Below are 18,648 nucleotides of genomic sequence, written 5' to 3' on the forward strand. Positions count from 1 at the left end.
AGTAAAATGGCTGTAGGACATGGTGGGTTCCTTTCCGTAGTGAGTGTTGGTCGCGCTTCACACACTACCAGAAAACCATCATGTCCTGCTTTTTTATCACGTGGTGCACTTACGAATAGAATCTACCGAAGACTAAGGGAAAATATGGGGAGTGTCCCTATTTTTTCCCTATTTTTTCCTAAGTGTTGAGAAAATAACTATAGAGAAAGCTCACAGTTCAGTTCAAAAGCAAGCTAATGTCTGTATTAATATCTTCCATCGATATTTGCCCAACATGCACCTCGATGAAAGTCTTATCAAAGAACAATGTTCCGAAATTTGTCAATTTATCTCTGCTAAAGATGCCATTATTGAACTCGCAGGTACAAGCACAGATATCTGCAGATTTCATTGCATTTTTCTTAATTCAGCCTACCGTTCTTTTTTTGAAGAAATTCAATTTCTGAATAACTATTTCCAGGGAAAGAATATCCCTGTACGATTATCACTTAAAATCAAACTATCTAAACGGGCTACCAATGACCTTCTAATTGTCTCAAACCGGAATGAGAAACTTTGGGCACAGGAATTCATGCGAAATTATTTTTTGCAGTGAGGCCAGCCCCTGTTGGTAGGGCTTCGGTAAGAAAAGTGATGCCAGGCTTGCAACAGTGCATTTAGCTGGAGGAGGCTAACGGATGTTTCGATTACTTGATTTTGTCACCATAACCTCACGCCAATGCGATTGAAAAGCCGGTACTGTCTCAGTTTGTCAGCGTAAATACGAGGAGTGTCTGTAGTTTTCTCTAATTTTTTAGTTTTTCCCATTGGGAGAAGTCAGTGGAGGCAGGCAATGAGAAGACAAATTGAATTTAAAATTGCAGGTCCTGGTTTCAAAAAGGAAATGCCTCTTCAAGATATCCTAGCTGGGCTTCAGGAGTTCCAGACTATCCTCGATAAATCGTACCTTGCTGTAACAAATGGCCATAGAATGTTTGCTAGAGATAGGTTCAATCTAAGTCTGCAAGTAAAGGATTTCAGACGGGGATCTTTTGTAGCTGATCTCCAGTTGCTCTGTCTGGCTGTTGCCCAAACACTACCAAACTTTCCAGGCATCCAGATAAAGGATGTTTGGGACGTAGCAAAAAATTCATATGACTTCCTAAAGTTGCTTGCAACTAAAAGAAGTGAAGGGGTGGAACCTAATATTACTGTCAATGGAGATAATCTTGCGCCTATTATAATTGGCAATAACATAACAATTTCGAATGTCGTCTTTGCGGCTGCTGATAGGTCAGAACCAAATTTTAAAAAGCTAACCTCGCTAATTCGTAAGGACCATATTGACACTATATCTACATTGTCTGCAGACAACTATGGGATAGTTGTCACAGAATCCGATAAGAAATTATTCAATCCAAAAACTATAATTGATAGAAAGATATTTACAATTGAATGTAATATTATTCGTTATGACAAATTTTCGAGAAGGGGAAAGCTTTTTCTTTATGATGGTCAAGAGATTCCGGCAAGAGAGTACCAATTTAAGCAAGTACGTTCTGGCGATTCAAGCCGGCTGATACTGGCTATGGCAAGAGAGAAAGTAGTTGTCGAAATCCATAAAGAGATTGAAATTCATACTTCTGGCGTTGAGCGAATATCCTCTCTGCTTATAATGAATTTTGTTGACATCCCTGATGACCAGATCGAACTCTTTTAAAAGAGCCTGGAGTTCCGGGGACAACATACTTAGAATTCACGGGCCAGCATACTTAATTGAATTGCACCGACCAAGCTTTCCCCGCTGAACCTTCGCTGACACAAAGGAGTTCAACCCAGACAATGTCAAATGCTGTATGTGATTTTTACTGCGAAAAGATCCTATCAGGCCTGCTCGACGTGCCTGTTTACTTTGAGAAAGAGCGGGTTTTTGCCTTTCACCACACAAACCCGCTGTGGGAACACCACGTCGTCCTTCTGCCGAAAAAGCATGTGGAATCGCTGCTGACTCTGGGGGAGGAGGACAACGACCTGCTGCTTGAATTGATGCGGACGGCGAAAATGATTGCAGGAGATTTCATGGCCCGCTTTGGTGCGGCGAGGATCTACACCAACTTGGGCGATTACCAGTCATCCAAGCACCTCCACTGGCACATCGGCAGCGGTACACAGTTGCGGCCCTATTGACCTGCAAAAAACCGTGAAATTGCCTTTATGCAGCCACTAGAAGGTCTTTCCATCTGAAAGGAACAAAAGGGTCAGACCTACACAATATGGAACAAAAGTATGGAACAAAAGGGTCAGACCTACACAATTGACAAAGTAAAATGTGTAGGTCTAGCTTCTGAGAGACCTATGAGACGTGAGGAAATAACTTCTAGCATATTTCTAATACTCTTAAGCTGCTTGATCTATGGTTGTGCCAATGGGCAGTTGCCCGAGCCCGCTGCATGGCCGTGGGAGCACGCAAAGGATTACGCTAATCATCAGACAGGTGATTATTTAAGCTTTCGCGGCAATGTGGCCAATTTCGGTGATCCGCCGAAACCTGTAAAGCCTATCAACCCTGAGTCGCTGCAACCTGGTAAGGATGATGGGAGCGCTGCCCCTGATACACCTGCCAAGATCCATTCATCACAGGTAGAGGCTAAGGGTGGAACCATTTCAGACTCCCACGACGTAAAGGCAAAGCGGGAATACGAGTTTGCGGTGCGGGACGTGAAAGTCGCGCCACCATCCTACCTGCCGTCAGAAACATTTCGATCTGTCCATGAAATCACCGCCTATAACCACAGCAGTTCTCCGGTGTCTGTTATTGTCCGTTTCGATCTGTCATCACAAAATATAGCTGCAGATAAGGCATTGCCGCATTTTGGCGTTGTCCCGCCAAACTCCGAGCAGGTCCTGGTGCGTGTCGGGCCGAAGGTGAAGGGTCAAAGTTATAGTTTCAATTATTCATACTCGTGGAATATTGGCGACTATACCGCTCGTCATAACTGCCCTGAACACTACCGATTTCCCTTTGCCAAAGATGTAGAAGCCTTTGCCACTGTCAGTGCCGATACCAATACCTCGCCCTTTACCCGTTATGCGGTCATTTTTTCTATGCCTGTGAAGACTCCGGTGCGTGCGGCACGAAAGGGTGTTGTCGTCAGAGTAAGGAATGACAACGTCGACATCCTTCATGACGACTCAACCATTGCGAGCTACCGACACCTGGAGAAAATCGCAGATGACATCACGATTGGGAAGATGGTATCAGCTGGGGTCATCCTCGGTATAGTCGGCAGGACGGCTGACAGAAAGGAAGGTTACATCCAGCTTACAGTCTGGCGTCCGGATCTATTATCTACGACCTCGTTAAACACAGTTTCTGAAACTACAGGATTTGATTATGTTTCATTTCCCATGGAGTTTTGTCACAACGATGCTGGAGACTGTCATGTTATTGAGAAAGACCAGATGATTTCGAGCAACAAAGTAGTTGGATCGAAAAAACAAGCCAAGCGCAAGGCAAAGGTACAGAAGTGAATATAAATGGCTGTGGTCACGTCAAGAGAGGCCAAGGGGGCAGCCCTTGAAAAAGGAAAAATCGGAGAAAAATCTCATTTCAAAAGAATGAAAGGGTCAGCCCGCGACACGGGACAAAGTAGGAATATGAAGAAACAGTTTTGCTTCTGGGATGGCGATACGCTGGTGCTTAATGTTCTCGGCACTCCCAATGCCAAACGGGACGCTATCGGCAAGGTGAAGGGGCATCAGCTTTGTGTCAGCGTGACGGCGGTTCCCCGTGCCGGGCGGGCGACCGACCATATGGTGCGGTTTCTGGCCGAAGAGTTTGGCGTCTCCGTCAGCGATATTCAGGTCGTGTTCGGGCGGATGAATGTCAACAAACAGCTGCGGATCAAGGTGCCCAAACGGCTGCCCTCTGTCATTGGGCAGCAGGAGTTATGCTAGGTTCCGCCATGGCTGTCCCGCTTAAGCCGCATCTCTGAGAGGTTTTACTTCTTGCTCGATTCGCTCAGCCAAAGTGATTTCAGCACATTCAAGATCATACTCGGCCTGAAGATTCATCCAGCTTTGGGCGTCTGTGCCGAAGAATCGGGCAAGGCGCAAGGCGGTGTCGGCGGTGATGGCCCGTTTGCCGGCGCAGATTTCATCAATACGGCGTTGTGGCACACCGATGGATTTGGCCAGCCTGTAGCGGGTTATGTTGAGTGGTTTCAGAAAGTCTTCCAGGAGGATTTCTCCGGGGTGTACTGGTGGAAGATCTCGGTTGGTCATGAGAGGGCTCCTTTAATGGTAATCGACGATTTCGACGTCCGTTGCATTGCCGTCTTGCCAGGTAAAGCAGATGCGCCATTGATCGTTGATCCGGATGCTCCACTGGCCGGTGCGGCTCACTGAAAGTTGCTCAAGCCTGTTGCCGGGTGGTACGCGGAGAAAATCGAGGGTGGCGGCGCCATGAATCTGTTTTAGTTTCCGTTGGGCGATACGCTGCACATCCTGTGGCCACTTTCCGGAAAAGCGGCCGTGAAAAAGCTTTTCAGTCTCTTTACAGGCAAACGTCTTGATCATGGGAAAATAGTACTGGGAGACGTTAGTATTGTCAAGCGGTAGTATGTTAAAGAAAAACACCAAAGAGTAGCAACTTCATGTCCAACCGCACCAAACACAAAACCAAGCTCGCCGAGCGTTTCAAGCGCCGCCATGCCCTGCGATTCCATATGTCGCTGATCCTGCTGGCTACGTAATGCCGAAGGGATGGAACTGGCAAAAATGGTCCCGGTGGGGACGGAAGTGGCTATCGGTCTGTAATGGGCCAGATCACGGGATGTAGGCAGCGTTTTACCACTGTGGCTGGCGCTTCTGACAACTCCAAGGGAGTAAGGGGCGAAATAATTAGCTTCATGGCATCAACTTCACCTCCTGTTATTAAATAAATCATTCAAAACGAGGTAACAATGAACCAGAATATTCTGACAATTGTTCTGCTAGCCATGCTGTTTGTTGAAGGCTGCGCTCCGATCCCTAAGACCAGACACGAGTTTGTCACTGCTGTCGCCGGAGGAGCTGCTTTTATGCGGCACGACAGCTTCGTGTCCGACAAGAGCTACGACAGTGTGGTTTCCCTTCTAGCAAAGAAATCGCAGGAATGCCTCAATATTAGCGTGAAGGGCTCGGTAATGAGCGGAAATAACTTGACTGTCAACCGGTCGACCTACCACCCCTCGATTGAACGACACGGCAAGAAAGCGGAGTTCACTCTTAAAGTTAACCATCTGCCGCGGCCGACAAGGGAGCCTGAAGAAGGGCTGTTCCTGATCGCTGCCGATATTGCAAGAAAAGGGAAGCAGGCGCAGGTTGAACTTTACGGCCCGAACATCGGGTATGGTGGGTTGATGGACGCCGTTCATGGGTGGTTGTCCGGTAAAGACTTGCCATGTCCGGCTTTTGACTATTAGCAGAGGGGAAGAAGGGAAGTTGTCCAACCTGCGGCGAGGGTATTGATAACGCCTTTAATACAAGGAGCCGATTTGTTCTGTCCCCAATGCAAAACAGAGTATGTTGAAGGCATCCGTCAATGCGCCGACTGCCGAATTCCCCTCGTCCACCGGCTTCCTGTAAGCCCGCTGAAGGCTGCGGCTACCATCGATCCCCATGCAAGCATGGTCGCTATATTGGAGACCGGCGATTCGTACGAATTTCTCACCGCCGCCGAGGCCTTGCGCGAGACAGGCATACCCTTTACCGGCCAGGAGGAGTTCACCGGTGAGTTCCGGGCTCACAAGGTGGCCCAGGCACCATACCTCTGGACTCTCCTGGTTCCGGAAGACCGGGAAGATGAGGCACGGCATGTGCTTGACGGCGAGAGAGTGTGCGGTCCGGCGGCTATGCACCTGATGATGCCGGACAACCATCCACCAACCTACAGCACGAGGGGAAAGTTGCTCCTCCTGGCAGTATTACTTGTTTTTTTCTGCGGGATGATGTTGCTGTTAAAGCGTTGAGTAAGGAATTAGAATTATGAAGGCAACCTGTTCGACAAATTGATTCACAGGAGGATATATGAGAAAAAGCTCGTTTTTTTATGGCAGTCAACTTTATTAAGCTCGCATTTATTTAACTTTTTAAGAACGTCCCCATGCTCACGTAAAACGAGGAGATAAACCACAACCCATGCCTGATCCCAGCTGTGATTTTTATTGCGAAAAGATCCTCAAAGGCCTGCTCAACGTCCCGATCTACTTCGAGAACGAGCGGGTCTTTGCCTTTCATCACACCAATCCCCTGTGGGAAAACCACGTGGTGCTCCTGCCGAAAAAGCATGTGGAATCGCTCTTGACGCTGGAAGAGGGGGACAACGACCTGCTGCTGGAACTGATGCGGATCGCCAAGTTGATCGCCGGTGACTTCATGGCCCGCTTCGGCGCCGCCCGCGTCTACACCAATCTGGGGGACTACCAGTCATCCAAGCACCTCCATTGGCACATCGGCAGCGGAAAGCAGCTGCGCCCCTATTGATTGCACCTCTCTGAGAACTTAGTACTCCATTCGCCAGGCTTTGACTTGCACCCGAAGCTGGCTACCCTTTAGGTAAGGGATGCTGCGGGCTGAAGTATTAAGGTCGGTTTCCCATCATCTCCCGCAGCAAAGGGGGTAATGATGCGAAAAAGGGCATTGTCTGCAGGGTTGTCTTTGTTGCTGCTGTTGTTCATGTGCGCCGGCAGCGGCTATGGGCAGATATTGGGGGGCAACGGCAAATCTTTTGCCGCAAACGGAGCGAAGGGGGCGGAGCTGGTAGTCGATGCCAGGGTTGCTTTGGCTTCCCTGACAACCATCGGCGACGGGCATCTGGTGAAGATTGCCGATGAGTTCAAGCTCCTGGCGACACGGGATGAGGTTATCTCGGCAGACTGGGACAGGATCAAGGCATTGCTCACCCAGGTTGCCGAGCAGAATGTGCCTGGCATGATGTGGTTTGCGCAGCCTTCGGGCGACTATAAAACCGTCGAGCATGACGGAGTCGAGGGAAATCTCAAATCGCGGCCTTACTTTACACGGGCGCTGGCGGGCAAAACGGTCATCGGCGATCTGGTGGTGAGCAAATCCACCGGGAAAAACGTAGCCGTAGTTGCAGTGCCCGTGCTGAAGGATAAGGATGTGGTCGGGGTGCTGGGATGCTCGGTCTATCTGGACAAGCTGAGCGAACAGGTCAAGGAGGAGATGGCCCTGCCGTCCAACGTGATCTTCTATTCCTTCGATTCCAGACCGCTCATGGCTCTTGACTGGGATACGCGGCTGATCCTGCGGGACCCGGGGGAATTGGGGCCGGAAGTGGATAAAGCTTTCAAGGAGATGCTCAAAAAGGACCAGGGTACGGTTTCGTACACCTTCCGTGGCAAGCCCAGGACGGTCGTTTTTAAAAAATCGCCGGTGACGGACTGGTGGTATGCCGTTGGGGTGGTGCAGGGCGAGTAAAGGGCCAAGTAGATCGGCGGACATAAGAGCAGGGTGGGCTGTCTTCAATCTAAAATGTGAAGGCAGCCTGTCTATCGCCCCCAATGCCGGAGATGCTTCGGGGTAGTCTATTTGTGTCTGGTAAAAGATCCTCTTTCCAGGAGCATTGCGATCTGCTGCAATTTTTGCCTTCGGTCCTGACCGTTATTTTTCGTTCCCCACATGGAATGAAAAATTTTTCCAACCATACTGCTGATCACTCCACTGGAGAAAATACCTCGTTTGCCCATTACTTCCCCCTCTGTCGTGGTTCTTGCTGGAAAAACACCACCTTTTGTCGAAATTGTTGGAATGTCTGTGTATATTATTTCGTCTGTAATTTATAAAACTTAAGATATAAATTCAAATGTCAATAAATTTTCTTAATTATGGTGGTTTTCCTGTTAATTCCCTTTCACCGTGTTAGAACCTGCCTCTCGTCTCCCTTTTTATCCCATCAAATCCTGTGTCTCTGAACTCCCGTCCATTTCCCATGCCCCTGTCTTGACATTGAATCGTGCTGCGGTACATTAAATTAAGTCATTTAAATAAAGTCAAGCTAATTAAAGTTGATCCCCCGCACGGGTTCAGTCCCTGAGGAGTCCTCCAATACCGTTTCTGCATACTCCCCGGTAAGGCGAAATACCTTGGTGATTCATGGCTGGAGGATTGGTTTTGCAAGCGGAGCTTTGGCGCTAAATGACACAGGAATCAGGTATCAGGCAGGACAAACGCTGAAGATGGCCCTTCAGCCGGGAGAATTCCCCGTACAGGACTATGCAAGAACCACTGACAACGTTACGCAGGTCTGGAAAAAGGAATTAGCTCAATGGTCAAAAGGGTCCTCACGTTAATAACCGGGGATGCGATTGCCGCATGTCTTGCCCTGCTCATATCCCATTACTTGAACTATGGTGATCTGCCTACGGGAGAAGAGCTGGTCGAGACTCACCTGGTCAGAGGGGCATTATTCATCTTTACCACCCTCATCTCGTCGTTCCTTCTGGAAATCTACTATCTGAACAGGTTTCTGGGGGGAAAGGAATGCGCCGTCAGGATAGGTACAGCGGTCATTTTTTCCTTCTTCGTCCTGTCGGGGATCTTCCATTTCCAGCCCCTTTACATGTATGGGGGATGGATGCTGGTGGTGGCACTGATCATATTCGGCTGTTTGCAGTTGGGCTGGCATTATCTCTGTTACCTTAGCTCCCGGTTTTCCGCTTTTGCCAGGCGGGTGCTGGTTCTCGGCACCGGCCCTCTGGCGCGGCAGATCGGCAGCCTTATTACCGCCGGTAGTCAGAATTATGTGCTTTCCGGATATGTGGGCTGTGCCAGTGAAAACGTGGAGCTAACGCCAGCAGATATTCCCGTTCTAGCAGAGCCTCTCTATGAAAGGGTGAAAAGCTCGAAGGCGCACAAGATCGTCATCTCCCTGTCGGAACGGAGAGGAATTTTTCCCCTGCAGGAGGTGCTGACCTGCAAATTCAGCGGCATTGAGGTGGTGGATGCTCCTTCATTCTACGAGCAGATGACGGGAAAGCTGCTGCTGGAAAACATCACCCCCAGCTGGTTCATATTTTCCCAGGGATTCAAGGTTACCTTCATCCTGCGCATCATGAAACGGGTAATCGACATCGCCTGCGCAATGCTCATTCTGTTGGTGGTTTTGCCCCTGCTGCCGTTCATCGTGCTCATGATCAAGCTGGATTCTCCCGGGCCTGTCCTCTTTCGCCAACAGCGGGTCGGCGCAAGGGAAAAGAACTTTACCATCTACAAATTCAGGACCATGAGGGCCGATGCGGAAAAGGGGACCGGTGCCGTCTGGGCCAGCATGGACGATCCCCGAATCACCAGGGTCGGTGAGTTTCTCCGCAAGACCAGGATCGATGAGATTCCCCAGCTGTTCAACGTACTGGGTGGCTCCATGAGCCTGGTGGGACCCCGCCCCGAGCGCCCGGAGTTCGTGGAGAAGCTGAAGGAGATTATCCCCTATTACTCCAGCAGGCACTTCGTCAAACCGGGGGTCACCGGCTGGGCGCAGGTCAGCTACCCCTATGGGGCCTCGGTGGAAGATGCAATAGAGAAGCTCAGGTACGACCTTTACTATATCAAGAACCTGACCCTTGTTTTCGACCTGATGATCATTCTGGAGACAATAAAGGTGGTTCTATTCAGGAGAGGTGGACGATGAGAAAAGGATGCATGGTATTGATGGCTTTTGTGTTGACTGTTCTGATGATGCTACCCATGGCTGCGGTTGCCGGCGACTATGTCATAGGGGAGGGGGATGGCCTGGATATCTCCGTATGGGGGGTGCGGGACTTGAACGTGTCGGTGCGGGTGCGGCCGGACGGCAAGATAACCATCCCCGGTTTGGGCGATGTCACGGCCTCGGGGGTGACCCCCAAGGAACTGCAGTCCACCTTGGCGGTCAAGTTCAGATCACTGGTGAAAAATCCCATCGTTACCGTGGCGGTGCGTGAGATCACCAACAGCAAGGTCTACGTCTTCGGCGGGGGGGTGAGTTCGGGGGTCTTTGACCTGAACCGGCGGACGACTTTGCTGCAACTTCTCTGCGCCATCGGCAACTCGGCTCCCGCCGCATCTGCCGCTCCGGCGGGAAGGGGACCCGGGGGGGGAGGCACAGCTGCCAATACCCGTGTCGCCGACTACAAGAGTGCCTATGTTTTGAGAAACGGCGCCAAGATCAAACAGGACTTCCACAAACTGTTCGTGGATGGCGACGTCAGTGAAGACCTGGTTATCGAGAGCAACGATGCCATCTTCATTCCGCAACTCATGGACAAGAATATCTACGTGCTTGGCGCGGTCAATGTGCCCCGAGTTATCGAGTACCGGGAGGGGATGACCGTCATGGAGGCGGTCCTCGAATCGGGGGGATTCACCCGCTTCGCCAAGCTGAACGACACCTCCATTTTGCGGAAGAACGGCAAGAAAGATCTGGCCATCTCCATAAAGGCAAAGGATCTCATCATGGATGGTGACCTTGCCCAGAACGTCAAGCTGAAACCGGGGGATTACATTATCGTCAAGGAGGGGATGTTCTGACAGCTTGTTGAAACTTTGCGGATCCTGCAAATAAACAGAGAAAGTGGAGTTGTCATGTCAAAGACGAGCGATTTCGATTACAAGCGATATCTGAATCTGGTCAGGCAGCATAAAACCTTGTTCCTTGTTGCTGCGCTGGCGGTCATGACCGTCACTGTCATCGTCAGCTATCTCCTGCCGGAAAAATACGAGGCCAAGAGCACGGTCTTCATCGAAAAAACCCTCATCAACGAGCTGGTGAAGGGGTTTGCCGTGACCCCATCCATGGAGGACAAGATCAAGGGGCTGACCTATGCCATGGGCAGCCGGCCCCTGCTGCAGAAGGTGGTGGCCGATCTCAACCTGAACGGGGGCCGCGCCGATGCATTGATCGCTCAATTCCAGAAGGACACGAAGGTGGAGCTCAAGGATAAGGAGGGACTTTTCACCATTTCCTACTCCGGTGAGAATCCGAAGCTGGCCAGGGATTACGTGAATGCCCTGGTGAAGCGCTATATCGAGGAAAATTCCTCCTCGACCCGGGCCGAATCATATGGTGCGAGCAAGTTCCTTTCTGAACAGATAGCGGCCATGAAGGAGAAACTGGACAAGGCTGATGCCGAAGTAAGCAGGTTCAGAATGGAGAAAGGACCGGCTGCCGCGGCCGATCCGGCTGCATTGGAACGGGAGATTTCCATGTCCCAGCAGCGGATCGACGAGATCCAGCTTCGAAAAGCACAGCTGGAAGCAACCCGCAGCCAGCTGAAAAAGCACAACCCGGCCCAGTTACGGTTGCTGGCACTGGAGAAAAGGCTGGAAGAGATGCGCGTTGAGTACACGGACCGCTATCCCGAGGTGATGCGGTTGAAATCGGAAATCGAGTCCCTGCGCGAACAGGCGCTCACTTCATCGGAAGCGAGACCGGGAGGGGCTGAACTGCAGGAACTGGAGCGGGTCGAAGCCGAACTGAGGGTCCTGAGATCCGCCGAGGCGAAGCAGTACGCCGGTATTGCCTCGGCCCGGGCCATGCTGCGCACTATTCCCTCGGCACGGGCTCAATTGGAGCAGCTGGAACGGGAAAAGGCCAGCCAGAAACAGGTCTACGACCAGCTGGTAGCCCGCCATGGGCAGTCCGAATTTTCCAAACGGATGGAGGCGGAGGATAAGGGCACGACCTTCCGGGTCGTAGATCCGGCTGTGTTGCCCATTCAACCCACAAGCCCCAACCGGGTGGCGATCATTCTCATGGGTATTGGCGGGGGCATCGTTGCCGGTTTCGGCCTGGTCCTGCTTCTTGATTATTACGACGAATCGGTGAAGAGCCTGGATGGCCTCAAGGGGCTTGGGCTGCCGGTGCTGGCGGTCATTCCCAAAATGCGGGTTCCTGTTGAAATACAGCAGGAGAAAGCATATGACGCGCGGCTTTATGCCATTTCGGCCTGCTATTTTTCGCTCATACTCATCGTCCTGCTGCTGGAGCTCCTGCAAGTGCCGCTTTTTTCGTCATCAATCGACTCGCTCCAGTTGAAACAATACTTTTCTCAGGCGGTAGGGCAATTCAAGTGACCGTATCGTACCGGGTTCTGAAAACAGGATGAGAACAAGAGGAGAGGTTATATGAGCCGAATCGAAGAAGCGCTGGAAAAAGCTGCAAAGATGCGGGGCACGGAAGGCAAGGCGGTCAAAGGACCCGGCGCACCGCTGGCATTTCCCCAGGCACCCTTGCATGTCTACCAGCACCCCTTGCCCAACGAACGGCTGAAGGTGAAAAATCCGCTGCTGGTAAGCATAACCGCACCCCAGACGTCGGTGGCCGAAGAATACCGCAAGCTGAAGTCGCTTCTGGTGAAGATTACCACAGCCGACCGGTTCAGAAATACCCTCATGGTCACCAGCGCCCTTGCCGGCGAGGGAAAGAGCATCACTGCCATAAACCTGGCCGTGAGCCTGGCCCAGGAATTCGATCATACGGTGCTCCTGGTGGATGCAGACCTTAGAAAGCCCTCGATCCACAAGTATTTCGGTTTCGAGCCGAAGCTGGGGCTCGCCGATTGCCTTGCCCGGGGGGCCGATGTGGGGGATGCCCTGGTCAAGACCGGCATCGGCAAGCTCTCCATCCTCCCTTACGGGAAAAAATCGGAAAGTCCGGGGGAATTGTTTTCGTCGTCGAAAATGAAGAACCTCATGGCCGAGATCAAGGGCCGGTATCCTGACCGATACGTCATCGTCGATACTCCGCCGGTGTTGCTCTTTGCCGAAACGCGCACCATCAGCACTCTGATGGACGGCGTCGTTTTCGTCGTCAAGGAAAGAGCCGCCGATCTCAAAGATGTCAACAATGCACTGGCTGCCCTGGAAAAAAACAGTCTCCTGGGGATCGTCTACAACGAGGCGGTGAACGAAAGCCACAACGGACACTACCACGATTATTACCAGCACAAGCAGTATGCCTGGTGACAATGCCTGAACAGCCGCAGAGACGTCCACAGGGGAGAAGGCATGTACGAATCCTATTTCAAGCTGACCAAAAAGCCGTTCGACCTGTTGCCCAACCCGGACTTCATGTACCTGAGCAAATCCCACAAACGGGCGCTGACCTACCTGAATTACGGCATCAAGGAACGCACCGGCTTCATTCTCCTGACCGGCGAAGTGGGGTCGGGCAAGACCACCATCATCAGGGACCTGATCAAGAAGAATCACGAACGGGTCCTTTTGGGGAAAATCTTCAACACCAGAATCAATTCCGATCAGCTCATTTCCATGATCAACGACGACTTCGGTCTGCCGGTGCACGGCAAGGACAAGATCGAGCTGCTCCGGGACCTGAACGTCTTTCTCATCGAGCAGTACGCCAAGGGAAGCCAGCCGACCCTGGTCATCGACGAGGCCCAGAACCTGAGCGCCTCCCTCCTGGAAGAGGTGCGTCTGCTCTCCAATCTGGAAACGGACAACGCCAAGCTGATGCAGATCATTCTTGTGGGACAGCCGGAGCTGCGCAAAACCCTGGCACGGACGGAGCTTTTGCAGCTCAGGCAGCGGATCAGCATCAACTGCCACTTGCAGCCCCTGACCCGTCCGGAGGTCGAGGAGTACATCCATCACCGGCTGGATGTGGCGGGAGACCGATCGGCCCTGGTCTTCGAAACGGAGGCCCTGGATAATATCTTCAAATACAGCAGGGGAATCCCCCGGCTCATCAATATCGTCTGTGATTTCCTCATGCTTTCAGCCTGTGCGGAAGGTTTGAAGAAACTGGACGGCACCATGGTCGAGGAGATTATTGGCGAGCTTGACTTCGAGAATCAGTACTGGAGGAGTGCCTCCGGCCCCGATCCTGCCCCAGTTGACAGTGGCGGTGCCCCGCGGGCCGAGAAGGACGGAGAACTGGCTTCGGTGCTGCTCGATATAAGGTCGCGACTGGAATCCCTGGAAAAGGAATCGACCAGGTTCAATACCAACCTGATGAACGACATCGGCAACCGGATCAAATCGGTGCAGAACCAGGTTGCTGCCTATCGCGGCGAGACCGACAACAGCATTGGCGAGATCAGGAGCAAGATCGAAAGCCTCATGGAAAAACCGGGCCCTGTCGTGACCCAGCCGGTGGTGCCGAAAGAAGAGAAACCTAACTTTATCCGCCGAATTTTTGGAAACTGAAATGAAAGACAAAGTCATTTATGTCATCAGGCTGTTGCTGCTCTTCTGCCTCTCGCTGATTCCCGTTGCCGGTGCCCACGCCGCTTTCGAGATCCATCCCAGCATCACCGTGGCCCAGGAGTACACGGACAACGTTTTTGAAAACAAGAACCATAAAAAAAGCGACTACATCACGCGGGCCATGCCGGGAATACAGCTCAGGTACGAAGCTCCCATCGGCACCCTGGACGGGGAGTACCGCTATGATTATCGCTATTATCTGCGCCAGTCCCGAAAAAACGACGATACCCATTATGCCAACGTCAATGGGCACTTCGCCCTCATCGACCAGCTTCTTTTTCTGGATGCGGCGGACAATTACCAGCGGGTATCGCTGGATGTGTCGCGGGATGTGACCCAGGAAAGTCTCTTCATCAATCAGACAGACCAGAACAACTTTTTCGTCAACCCCTATTTCTCCTTCAATCTTTCGCCGAGAACCATAGCGCGCGTGGGGTACCGGTATACCTACATCTGGTATAAGCAGCCGGACGACCTGCAACAGTTGACATTGCGGGAGGTGGACGACATCTCCCGGAAGGAGCATACGGGGGTAGGGGAGATTGCCTACGAGTTCGGCAGGAGCGCCAAGGTCAGTGGCGGCTATTCCTTTACACGCACCAATCGGTCTGCCGGAAGTTCCAACCAGCAGGACGCCTACCTTGGGCTGGAAAAGAAATACGGTCCTGACGATGCGTCGGTCATCTCCCTCAGGGGGGGCTGGACGACCATCAACTACCAGCAGGGCAAGCGTTACAACGCGCCATTCTGGGTTGCGGAGATCAAGCACCAGATTGGCAACATTGTCACGACCCTGAATTCCAGGGTGTATTACGGTGAAGACCCTCTGAGGGCCGTCACCCAGGAGACCAGCTACTCGGGTGCTGTGGATTTGCTCCTTCCCAAGGGGTTGATCGGCGGCATGGTCTCCTATGCCCGGTTTACGGACACGGAACTGGACCGGCTGGTAACCCGGCGTGCCACAGCTGCTGTGCGGGGGCGGTACGAGCTGATGAGCCGGCTGACCGCCGACCTTACCGTGGAAGGTTCCCGCTATGACAATAACAGTTTCTTGACCGGGGGAGATACGCTCTCATCCAGCGACAGCGATACCAAACGGCTGTTGGTGGGGACTGCCGTCGTCTATTCCTTCGGCGAAGGAATGAAAGTTTCCGCCCTCTATCGCTACGTCAACTATTTCTCCGGAATCCAGGGAGAAGTAAACCGGATTTCCCTGGAATTCCAAAAGGTTTTCTGAGGTCCAATGCACAACGCCCTGACAATCGATGTGGAGGATTACTTCCAGGTAACGGCATTTTCCCGCCGCGTGAGAATCAGGGAATGGGACAGTTATCCCCTGCGGGTGAGGGAAAATACCTGGAGATTACTGGAACTGTTGGATCGCCGCTCTCTCAGGGCCACGTTCTTCGTCCTGGGCTGGGTGGCCGAGCGCGTGCCCGGCCTGGTGCGGGATATCCAGAGACGCGGCCACGAAATCGCCTGCCATGGCCATAGCCATCAGCTGGTATACGAAATAGGGCGCGAACGTTTCCGCCAGGATATCCGCCGGGCAAAGGCGATCCTGGAGGATATTACCGGTACGGCGGTCTTTGGTTACCGGGCGCCCAGCTATTCCATTACCGCCAGGTCCCTCTGGGCCCTGGAAATACTGGTGGAGGAAGGTTTCACCTTCGATTCGAGCATCTTTCCCATTATCCATGATATCTACGGCATTCCCGGCGGGAACCGCTTCATCCATGACATCGACACCAAATCGGGCAGGCTGCGGGAATTTCCCATCACCACCCTTTCCCTGCAGCTCGGTTCTCAGAAGTGGGCACTGCCGGTGGCAGGGGGGGGCTACTTGAGGCTTTTGCCGGCGCCGCTGGTGGCATGGGCCATCGGGCAGGTTAACAGGAAAGAGCGGCAGCCGGCCGTGGTTTACTTCCATCCATGGGAAATTGACCCGGAACAGCCGCGGATCAGGGCAGGATTCAGATCGACCTTCCGTCATTACCTGCACCTGGAAAAGATGGAGGGGAAGATCGGCTATCTGCTGGACAAGCTTGATTTTACCAGTATGGGTGCGGTCCTGCAGCAGCGTGTGACGGATCGGGGCACCCCTGCCAACATCCAGGCAGGGCAAGTGGTCACCCCATGAGGCGACAAGGATATTATCCATGCCAATGAACGTAGACGTAATCACACAGAGAGAGCCGGCCTGGGATGCCTACGTGATGGGACACTCAGAGGCGACCTGCTATCACCAGTACGGCTGGAAAGAGGTCATCGAGAAGAGTTTCGGTCATGAAGCCTGTTTTTTGGCTGCCAGGAAGAAATCGGGGGCAATCTGCGGGATATTGCCACTGGTGAAGATGCAGAGCGCCCTTTTTGGCAGGCACCTGGTATCGGTTCCCTTCTGCAATTACGGCGGGGTCCTTTGCGACGACCGTACGGTGGAAAGGCGCCTGATCAATGAAGCTGAAGGATTACGTGAGAGGTTCGGCTGCAAGGATGTGGAATTGCGACATTTGGATAAATGCCTCAAGGGAATGGCGACCAAAAGCCACAAGGTGACCATGGTCCTGCCGTTGGCTGAGGATGAGGCGGCACAGTGGAAGGTTCTGGATGCGAAGGTGAGAAACCAGATCCGCAAGGCTGAGAAAAGCCGCCTCAAGGTGATCACCGGCCACTCGGAACTGCTCGATCCCTTTTATCGGGTCTTTTGCCGGAACATGCGGGATCTGGGGACGCCGGTCTACGGCAAGGAGTTTTTCCGCAACGTCCTGGATACTTTTCCTGACACCACCAGGATAGTTTCCGTGCTCCTGGACGGCACGACGGTGGCCTCTGGCATCATGATCCGCTTCAAGGACACGGTGGAGGTACCGTGGGCCTCATCCATCAAGGAATACCGGAATCTTTGTCCCAACAATCTCCTCTATTGGGAAGCGATCCGGATCTCTATCAAGAGGCGGGCCCTCAGGTTCGATTTCGGCCGGTCCACGCCGGGAGAAGGGACCTACCGGTTCAAAAAGCAGTGGGGGGCGGAGCCGGTGCCCCTTTACTGGCAGTACCTGATGGAGGAGGGTACCCCTTTGCCGCAGCTCAACCCTTCAAACCCCAAGTACCGGGCCTTGATCAGGATCTGGCAGCTGTTGCCGCTCCACCTGGCCAATTACATGGGACCGAAAATCGTCCGCGGAATACCCTGAACTGCCATGCGCATAGGCAGATCCATACCACCAGCCGCCGCCCCCCTTACCTTTGCGGACCTCATGGGGGGCATCCGGGGCATCTGCGAAGGTGGGTACCGGATTGAGAGGTTTGAGAAGGAACTGAAGGCACATTTAGGGGTTAAGCACTGTTTCCTCGTTTCTTCGGGAAAGGCGGCTCTGACCCTGATCCTCCAATGCCTGAAGGAGCTCTTTCCCGACAGGGATGAGGTGGTGATCCCTGCCTACACCTGTTACTCGGTACCGGCAGCGGTGATCAGGGCGGGACTGAATATCGTCCTCTGCGACATCGACGACCGCACCCTGGGGATGGACAGCGCAAAGCTCGCATCCCTTCTGGAGAAGCGGCACCCCCTTTGCGTGGTTCCGACTCATCTTTACGGCCTGCCCAGCTCCATGGACAGTATCACCGGCATGGCACGGGATAGTGGGGCGATGGTCGTGGAAGACGCCGCCCAGGCCATGGGTAGCGAAATTGACGGAGTAAAGCTTGGATGCAGTGGAGATGCGGGATTCTTCAGCCTGGGTCGGGGCAAGGCGCTCTCCACTGTCGAGGGGGGGATAATCGTTACCTCCCGGGACGACCTTGCCGCCCAATTGCACCGCCGGATGGAAAAGCTTCCGACTTGTGGGGTGCCGGGAAATATATCGCTCTTCGCCAAGGCGCTGGTCCTGTGCCTTTTTCTCCGGCCGTCCCTCTTCTGGCTGCCGAAAGCCCTGCCGTTTCTGGGGTTGGGAAAGACCATTTATGACCCTGAATTCGACCTTCATGCCATCTCCCCTTTTCAGGCTGGACTGGCCGATGGTTGGCGGGAAAGGATCGGCAGTTTCAGGCGTGTCCGCCGCGAATTTGCACAGCGTTGGCAGAATGTAACCGATTTCAGCCGGTTCTTGAGAAGTTTGCCCGGCCCATATGCATCGGCAGAATTGATCAGGTTTCCCGTGCGCATTGCCGACAGCAGGCGCAGGGAAAAACTGTTGCAGGAGTCGGAACGGCTGGGACTGGGAATAATGGGGGGCTATCCCGCCTCGATCAACAAGATAGGTGAGATTGCCCATCTTTTTTTGGGGGAAGAATATCCGGCGGCCGAAAAAGCTGCCCGGGAGCTGGTGACTTTCCCGGTCCATCCCTTGATGGCGCCTCGGGATGCCGCAGCCATCGAAAAATTCGTCAAGGAATGGTGAA

At 52.9% G+C, this 18,648-nt stretch carries 19 protein-coding genes; 17 read left to right on the top strand and 2 right to left on the bottom strand.

What is annotated here, in order from left to right:
• Window positions 1-832 precede the first annotated feature (832 nt).
• The 4 genes from ML541_RS14155 (at window position 833) to ML541_RS14170 (ending at window position 3,936) form a co-directional block, all read left to right on the top strand.
• Window positions 833-1,699 (top strand): hypothetical protein, encoded by an 867-nt coding sequence (locus tag ML541_RS14155; RefSeq protein WP_243373805.1) that lies wholly within the window; start codon window positions 833-835, stop codon window positions 1,697-1,699.
• A 122-nt stretch (window positions 1,700-1,821) separates the two neighbouring features.
• A complete protein-coding gene (locus ML541_RS14160) occupies window positions 1,822-2,166 on the top strand; it encodes an HIT domain-containing protein (protein ID WP_243373812.1) in 345 nt (114 codons plus the stop codon).
• Window positions 2,167-2,334: 168 nt separating this feature from the next.
• Window positions 2,335-3,510 (top strand): peptidoglycan DD-metalloendopeptidase family protein, encoded by a 1,176-nt coding sequence (locus tag ML541_RS14165; protein WP_243373815.1) that lies wholly within the window; start codon window positions 2,335-2,337, stop codon window positions 3,508-3,510.
• Window positions 3,511-3,636: 126 nt separating this feature from the next.
• A complete protein-coding gene (locus tag ML541_RS14170) occupies window positions 3,637-3,936 on the top strand; it encodes a DUF167 domain-containing protein (RefSeq protein ID WP_347710808.1) in 300 nt (99 codons plus the stop codon).
• Between the two features lie 21 nt (window positions 3,937-3,957).
• Here the strand turns inward: ML541_RS14170 and ML541_RS14175 are convergent, their stop codons facing one another.
• Together ML541_RS14175 and ML541_RS14180 are read right to left on the bottom strand one after the other, a co-directional pair.
• Window positions 3,958-4,263: a HigA family addiction module antitoxin gene (locus ML541_RS14175; RefSeq protein ID WP_243373823.1), complete on the bottom strand. Its 306-nt coding sequence runs from the start codon at window positions 4,261-4,263 to the stop codon at window positions 3,958-3,960.
• A 12-nt stretch (window positions 4,264-4,275) separates the two neighbouring features.
• Window positions 4,276-4,557, bottom strand: a complete 282-nt coding sequence (locus ML541_RS14180) for a type II toxin-antitoxin system RelE/ParE family toxin (RefSeq protein WP_243374005.1) — start codon at window positions 4,555-4,557, stop codon at window positions 4,276-4,278.
• Between the two features lie 386 nt (window positions 4,558-4,943).
• Here ML541_RS14180 and ML541_RS14185 point away from each other — a divergent pair, with 386 nt between their 5' ends.
• The 13 genes from ML541_RS14185 (at window position 4,944) to ML541_RS14245 (ending at window position 18,647) form a co-directional block, all read left to right on the top strand.
• Window positions 4,944-5,444, top strand: a complete 501-nt coding sequence (locus tag ML541_RS14185; protein WP_243373825.1) for a hypothetical protein — start codon at window positions 4,944-4,946, stop codon at window positions 5,442-5,444.
• 72 nt (window positions 5,445-5,516) lie between these two features.
• The gene (locus ML541_RS14190; RefSeq protein WP_243373827.1) at window positions 5,517-5,990 is read left to right on the top strand and encodes a hypothetical protein; all 474 of its coding nucleotides are present in this window, start codon (window positions 5,517-5,519) and stop codon (window positions 5,988-5,990) included.
• 169 nt (window positions 5,991-6,159) lie between these two features.
• The gene (locus ML541_RS14195) at window positions 6,160-6,504 is read left to right on the top strand and encodes an HIT domain-containing protein (RefSeq protein WP_243373829.1); all 345 of its coding nucleotides are present in this window, start codon (window positions 6,160-6,162) and stop codon (window positions 6,502-6,504) included.
• Window positions 6,505-6,645: 141 nt separating this feature from the next.
• Entirely contained in the window at window positions 6,646-7,461 is an 816-nt protein-coding gene (locus ML541_RS14200; protein ID WP_243373832.1) for a cache domain-containing protein, read from the top strand.
• A gap of 847 nt (window positions 7,462-8,308) precedes the next feature.
• Window positions 8,309-9,670, top strand: coding sequence for a TIGR03013 family XrtA/PEP-CTERM system glycosyltransferase (locus ML541_RS14205; RefSeq protein ID WP_243373833.1), 1,362 nt, complete (start codon window positions 8,309-8,311; stop codon window positions 9,668-9,670).
• Entirely contained in the window at window positions 9,667-10,548 is an 882-nt protein-coding gene (locus tag ML541_RS14210; RefSeq protein ID WP_243373834.1) for a polysaccharide biosynthesis/export family protein, read from the top strand. Before ML541_RS14205 ends, ML541_RS14210 begins: the two co-directional genes overlap by 4 nt.
• Before the next feature lie 54 nt (window positions 10,549-10,602).
• Window positions 10,603-12,093, top strand: coding sequence for an XrtA system polysaccharide chain length determinant (locus tag ML541_RS14215; protein ID WP_243373835.1), 1,491 nt, complete (start codon window positions 10,603-10,605; stop codon window positions 12,091-12,093).
• A 51-nt stretch (window positions 12,094-12,144) separates the two neighbouring features.
• Window positions 12,145-12,984 carry an XrtA-associated tyrosine autokinase gene (locus ML541_RS14220; protein WP_243373837.1) on the top strand — a complete coding sequence of 280 codons (840 nt, stop codon included), beginning with the start codon at window positions 12,145-12,147 and terminating at the stop codon, window positions 12,982-12,984.
• A gap of 42 nt (window positions 12,985-13,026) precedes the next feature.
• Entirely contained in the window at window positions 13,027-14,187 is a 1,161-nt protein-coding gene (locus ML541_RS14225; RefSeq protein WP_243373838.1) for an XrtA/PEP-CTERM system-associated ATPase, read from the top strand.
• A 1-nt stretch (window position 14,188) separates the two neighbouring features.
• A complete protein-coding gene (locus tag ML541_RS14230) occupies window positions 14,189-15,484 on the top strand; it encodes a TIGR03016 family PEP-CTERM system-associated outer membrane protein (protein ID WP_243373840.1) in 1,296 nt (431 codons plus the stop codon).
• A gap of 6 nt (window positions 15,485-15,490) precedes the next feature.
• A complete protein-coding gene (locus tag ML541_RS14235; RefSeq protein WP_243373842.1) occupies window positions 15,491-16,387 on the top strand; it encodes an XrtA system polysaccharide deacetylase in 897 nt (298 codons plus the stop codon).
• A gap of 19 nt (window positions 16,388-16,406) precedes the next feature.
• A complete protein-coding gene (locus ML541_RS14240; protein ID WP_243373844.1) occupies window positions 16,407-17,441 on the top strand; it encodes a FemAB family XrtA/PEP-CTERM system-associated protein in 1,035 nt (344 codons plus the stop codon).
• 6 nt (window positions 17,442-17,447) lie between these two features.
• Window positions 17,448-18,647, top strand: a complete 1,200-nt coding sequence (locus ML541_RS14245; RefSeq protein WP_243373847.1) for a DegT/DnrJ/EryC1/StrS family aminotransferase — start codon at window positions 17,448-17,450, stop codon at window positions 18,645-18,647.
• The last annotated feature ends 1 nt before the right edge of the window (window position 18,648 follow it).

It is taken from the genome of Geotalea sp. SG265, from assembly GCF_022808985.1.
Taxonomy (GTDB): domain Bacteria; phylum Desulfobacterota; class Desulfuromonadia; order Geobacterales; family Geobacteraceae; genus Geotalea.

Coding starts and splice junctions, on each gene's coding strand:
- ML541_RS14155 (WP_243373805.1), top strand. CDS start 833: ATGAGAAGACAAATTGAATTTAAAATTGCAGGTCCTGGTTTCAAAAAG.
- ML541_RS14160 (WP_243373812.1), top strand. CDS start 1,822: ATGTCAAATGCTGTATGTGATTTTTACTGCGAAAAGATCCTATCAGGC.
- ML541_RS14165 (WP_243373815.1), top strand. CDS start 2,335: ATGAGACGTGAGGAAATAACTTCTAGCATATTTCTAATACTCTTAAGC.
- ML541_RS14170 (WP_347710808.1), top strand. CDS start 3,637: ATGAAGAAACAGTTTTGCTTCTGGGATGGCGATACGCTGGTGCTTAAT.
- ML541_RS14175 (WP_243373823.1), bottom strand. CDS start 4,263: ATGACCAACCGAGATCTTCCACCAGTACACCCCGGAGAAATCCTCCTG.
- ML541_RS14180 (WP_243374005.1), bottom strand. CDS start 4,557: ATGATCAAGACGTTTGCCTGTAAAGAGACTGAAAAGCTTTTTCACGGC.
- ML541_RS14185 (WP_243373825.1), top strand. CDS start 4,944: ATGAACCAGAATATTCTGACAATTGTTCTGCTAGCCATGCTGTTTGTT.
- ML541_RS14195 (WP_243373829.1), top strand. CDS start 6,160: ATGCCTGATCCCAGCTGTGATTTTTATTGCGAAAAGATCCTCAAAGGC.
- ML541_RS14200 (WP_243373832.1), top strand. CDS start 6,646: ATGCGAAAAAGGGCATTGTCTGCAGGGTTGTCTTTGTTGCTGCTGTTG.
- ML541_RS14205 (WP_243373833.1), top strand. CDS start 8,309: ATGGTCAAAAGGGTCCTCACGTTAATAACCGGGGATGCGATTGCCGCA.
- ML541_RS14210 (WP_243373834.1), top strand. CDS start 9,667: ATGAGAAAAGGATGCATGGTATTGATGGCTTTTGTGTTGACTGTTCTG.
- ML541_RS14215 (WP_243373835.1), top strand. CDS start 10,603: ATGTCAAAGACGAGCGATTTCGATTACAAGCGATATCTGAATCTGGTC.
- ML541_RS14220 (WP_243373837.1), top strand. CDS start 12,145: ATGAGCCGAATCGAAGAAGCGCTGGAAAAAGCTGCAAAGATGCGGGGC.
- ML541_RS14225 (WP_243373838.1), top strand. CDS start 13,027: ATGTACGAATCCTATTTCAAGCTGACCAAAAAGCCGTTCGACCTGTTG.
- ML541_RS14230 (WP_243373840.1), top strand. CDS start 14,189: ATGAAAGACAAAGTCATTTATGTCATCAGGCTGTTGCTGCTCTTCTGC.
- ML541_RS14235 (WP_243373842.1), top strand. CDS start 15,491: ATGCACAACGCCCTGACAATCGATGTGGAGGATTACTTCCAGGTAACG.
- ML541_RS14240 (WP_243373844.1), top strand. CDS start 16,407: ATGCCAATGAACGTAGACGTAATCACACAGAGAGAGCCGGCCTGGGAT.
- ML541_RS14245 (WP_243373847.1), top strand. CDS start 17,448: ATGCGCATAGGCAGATCCATACCACCAGCCGCCGCCCCCCTTACCTTT.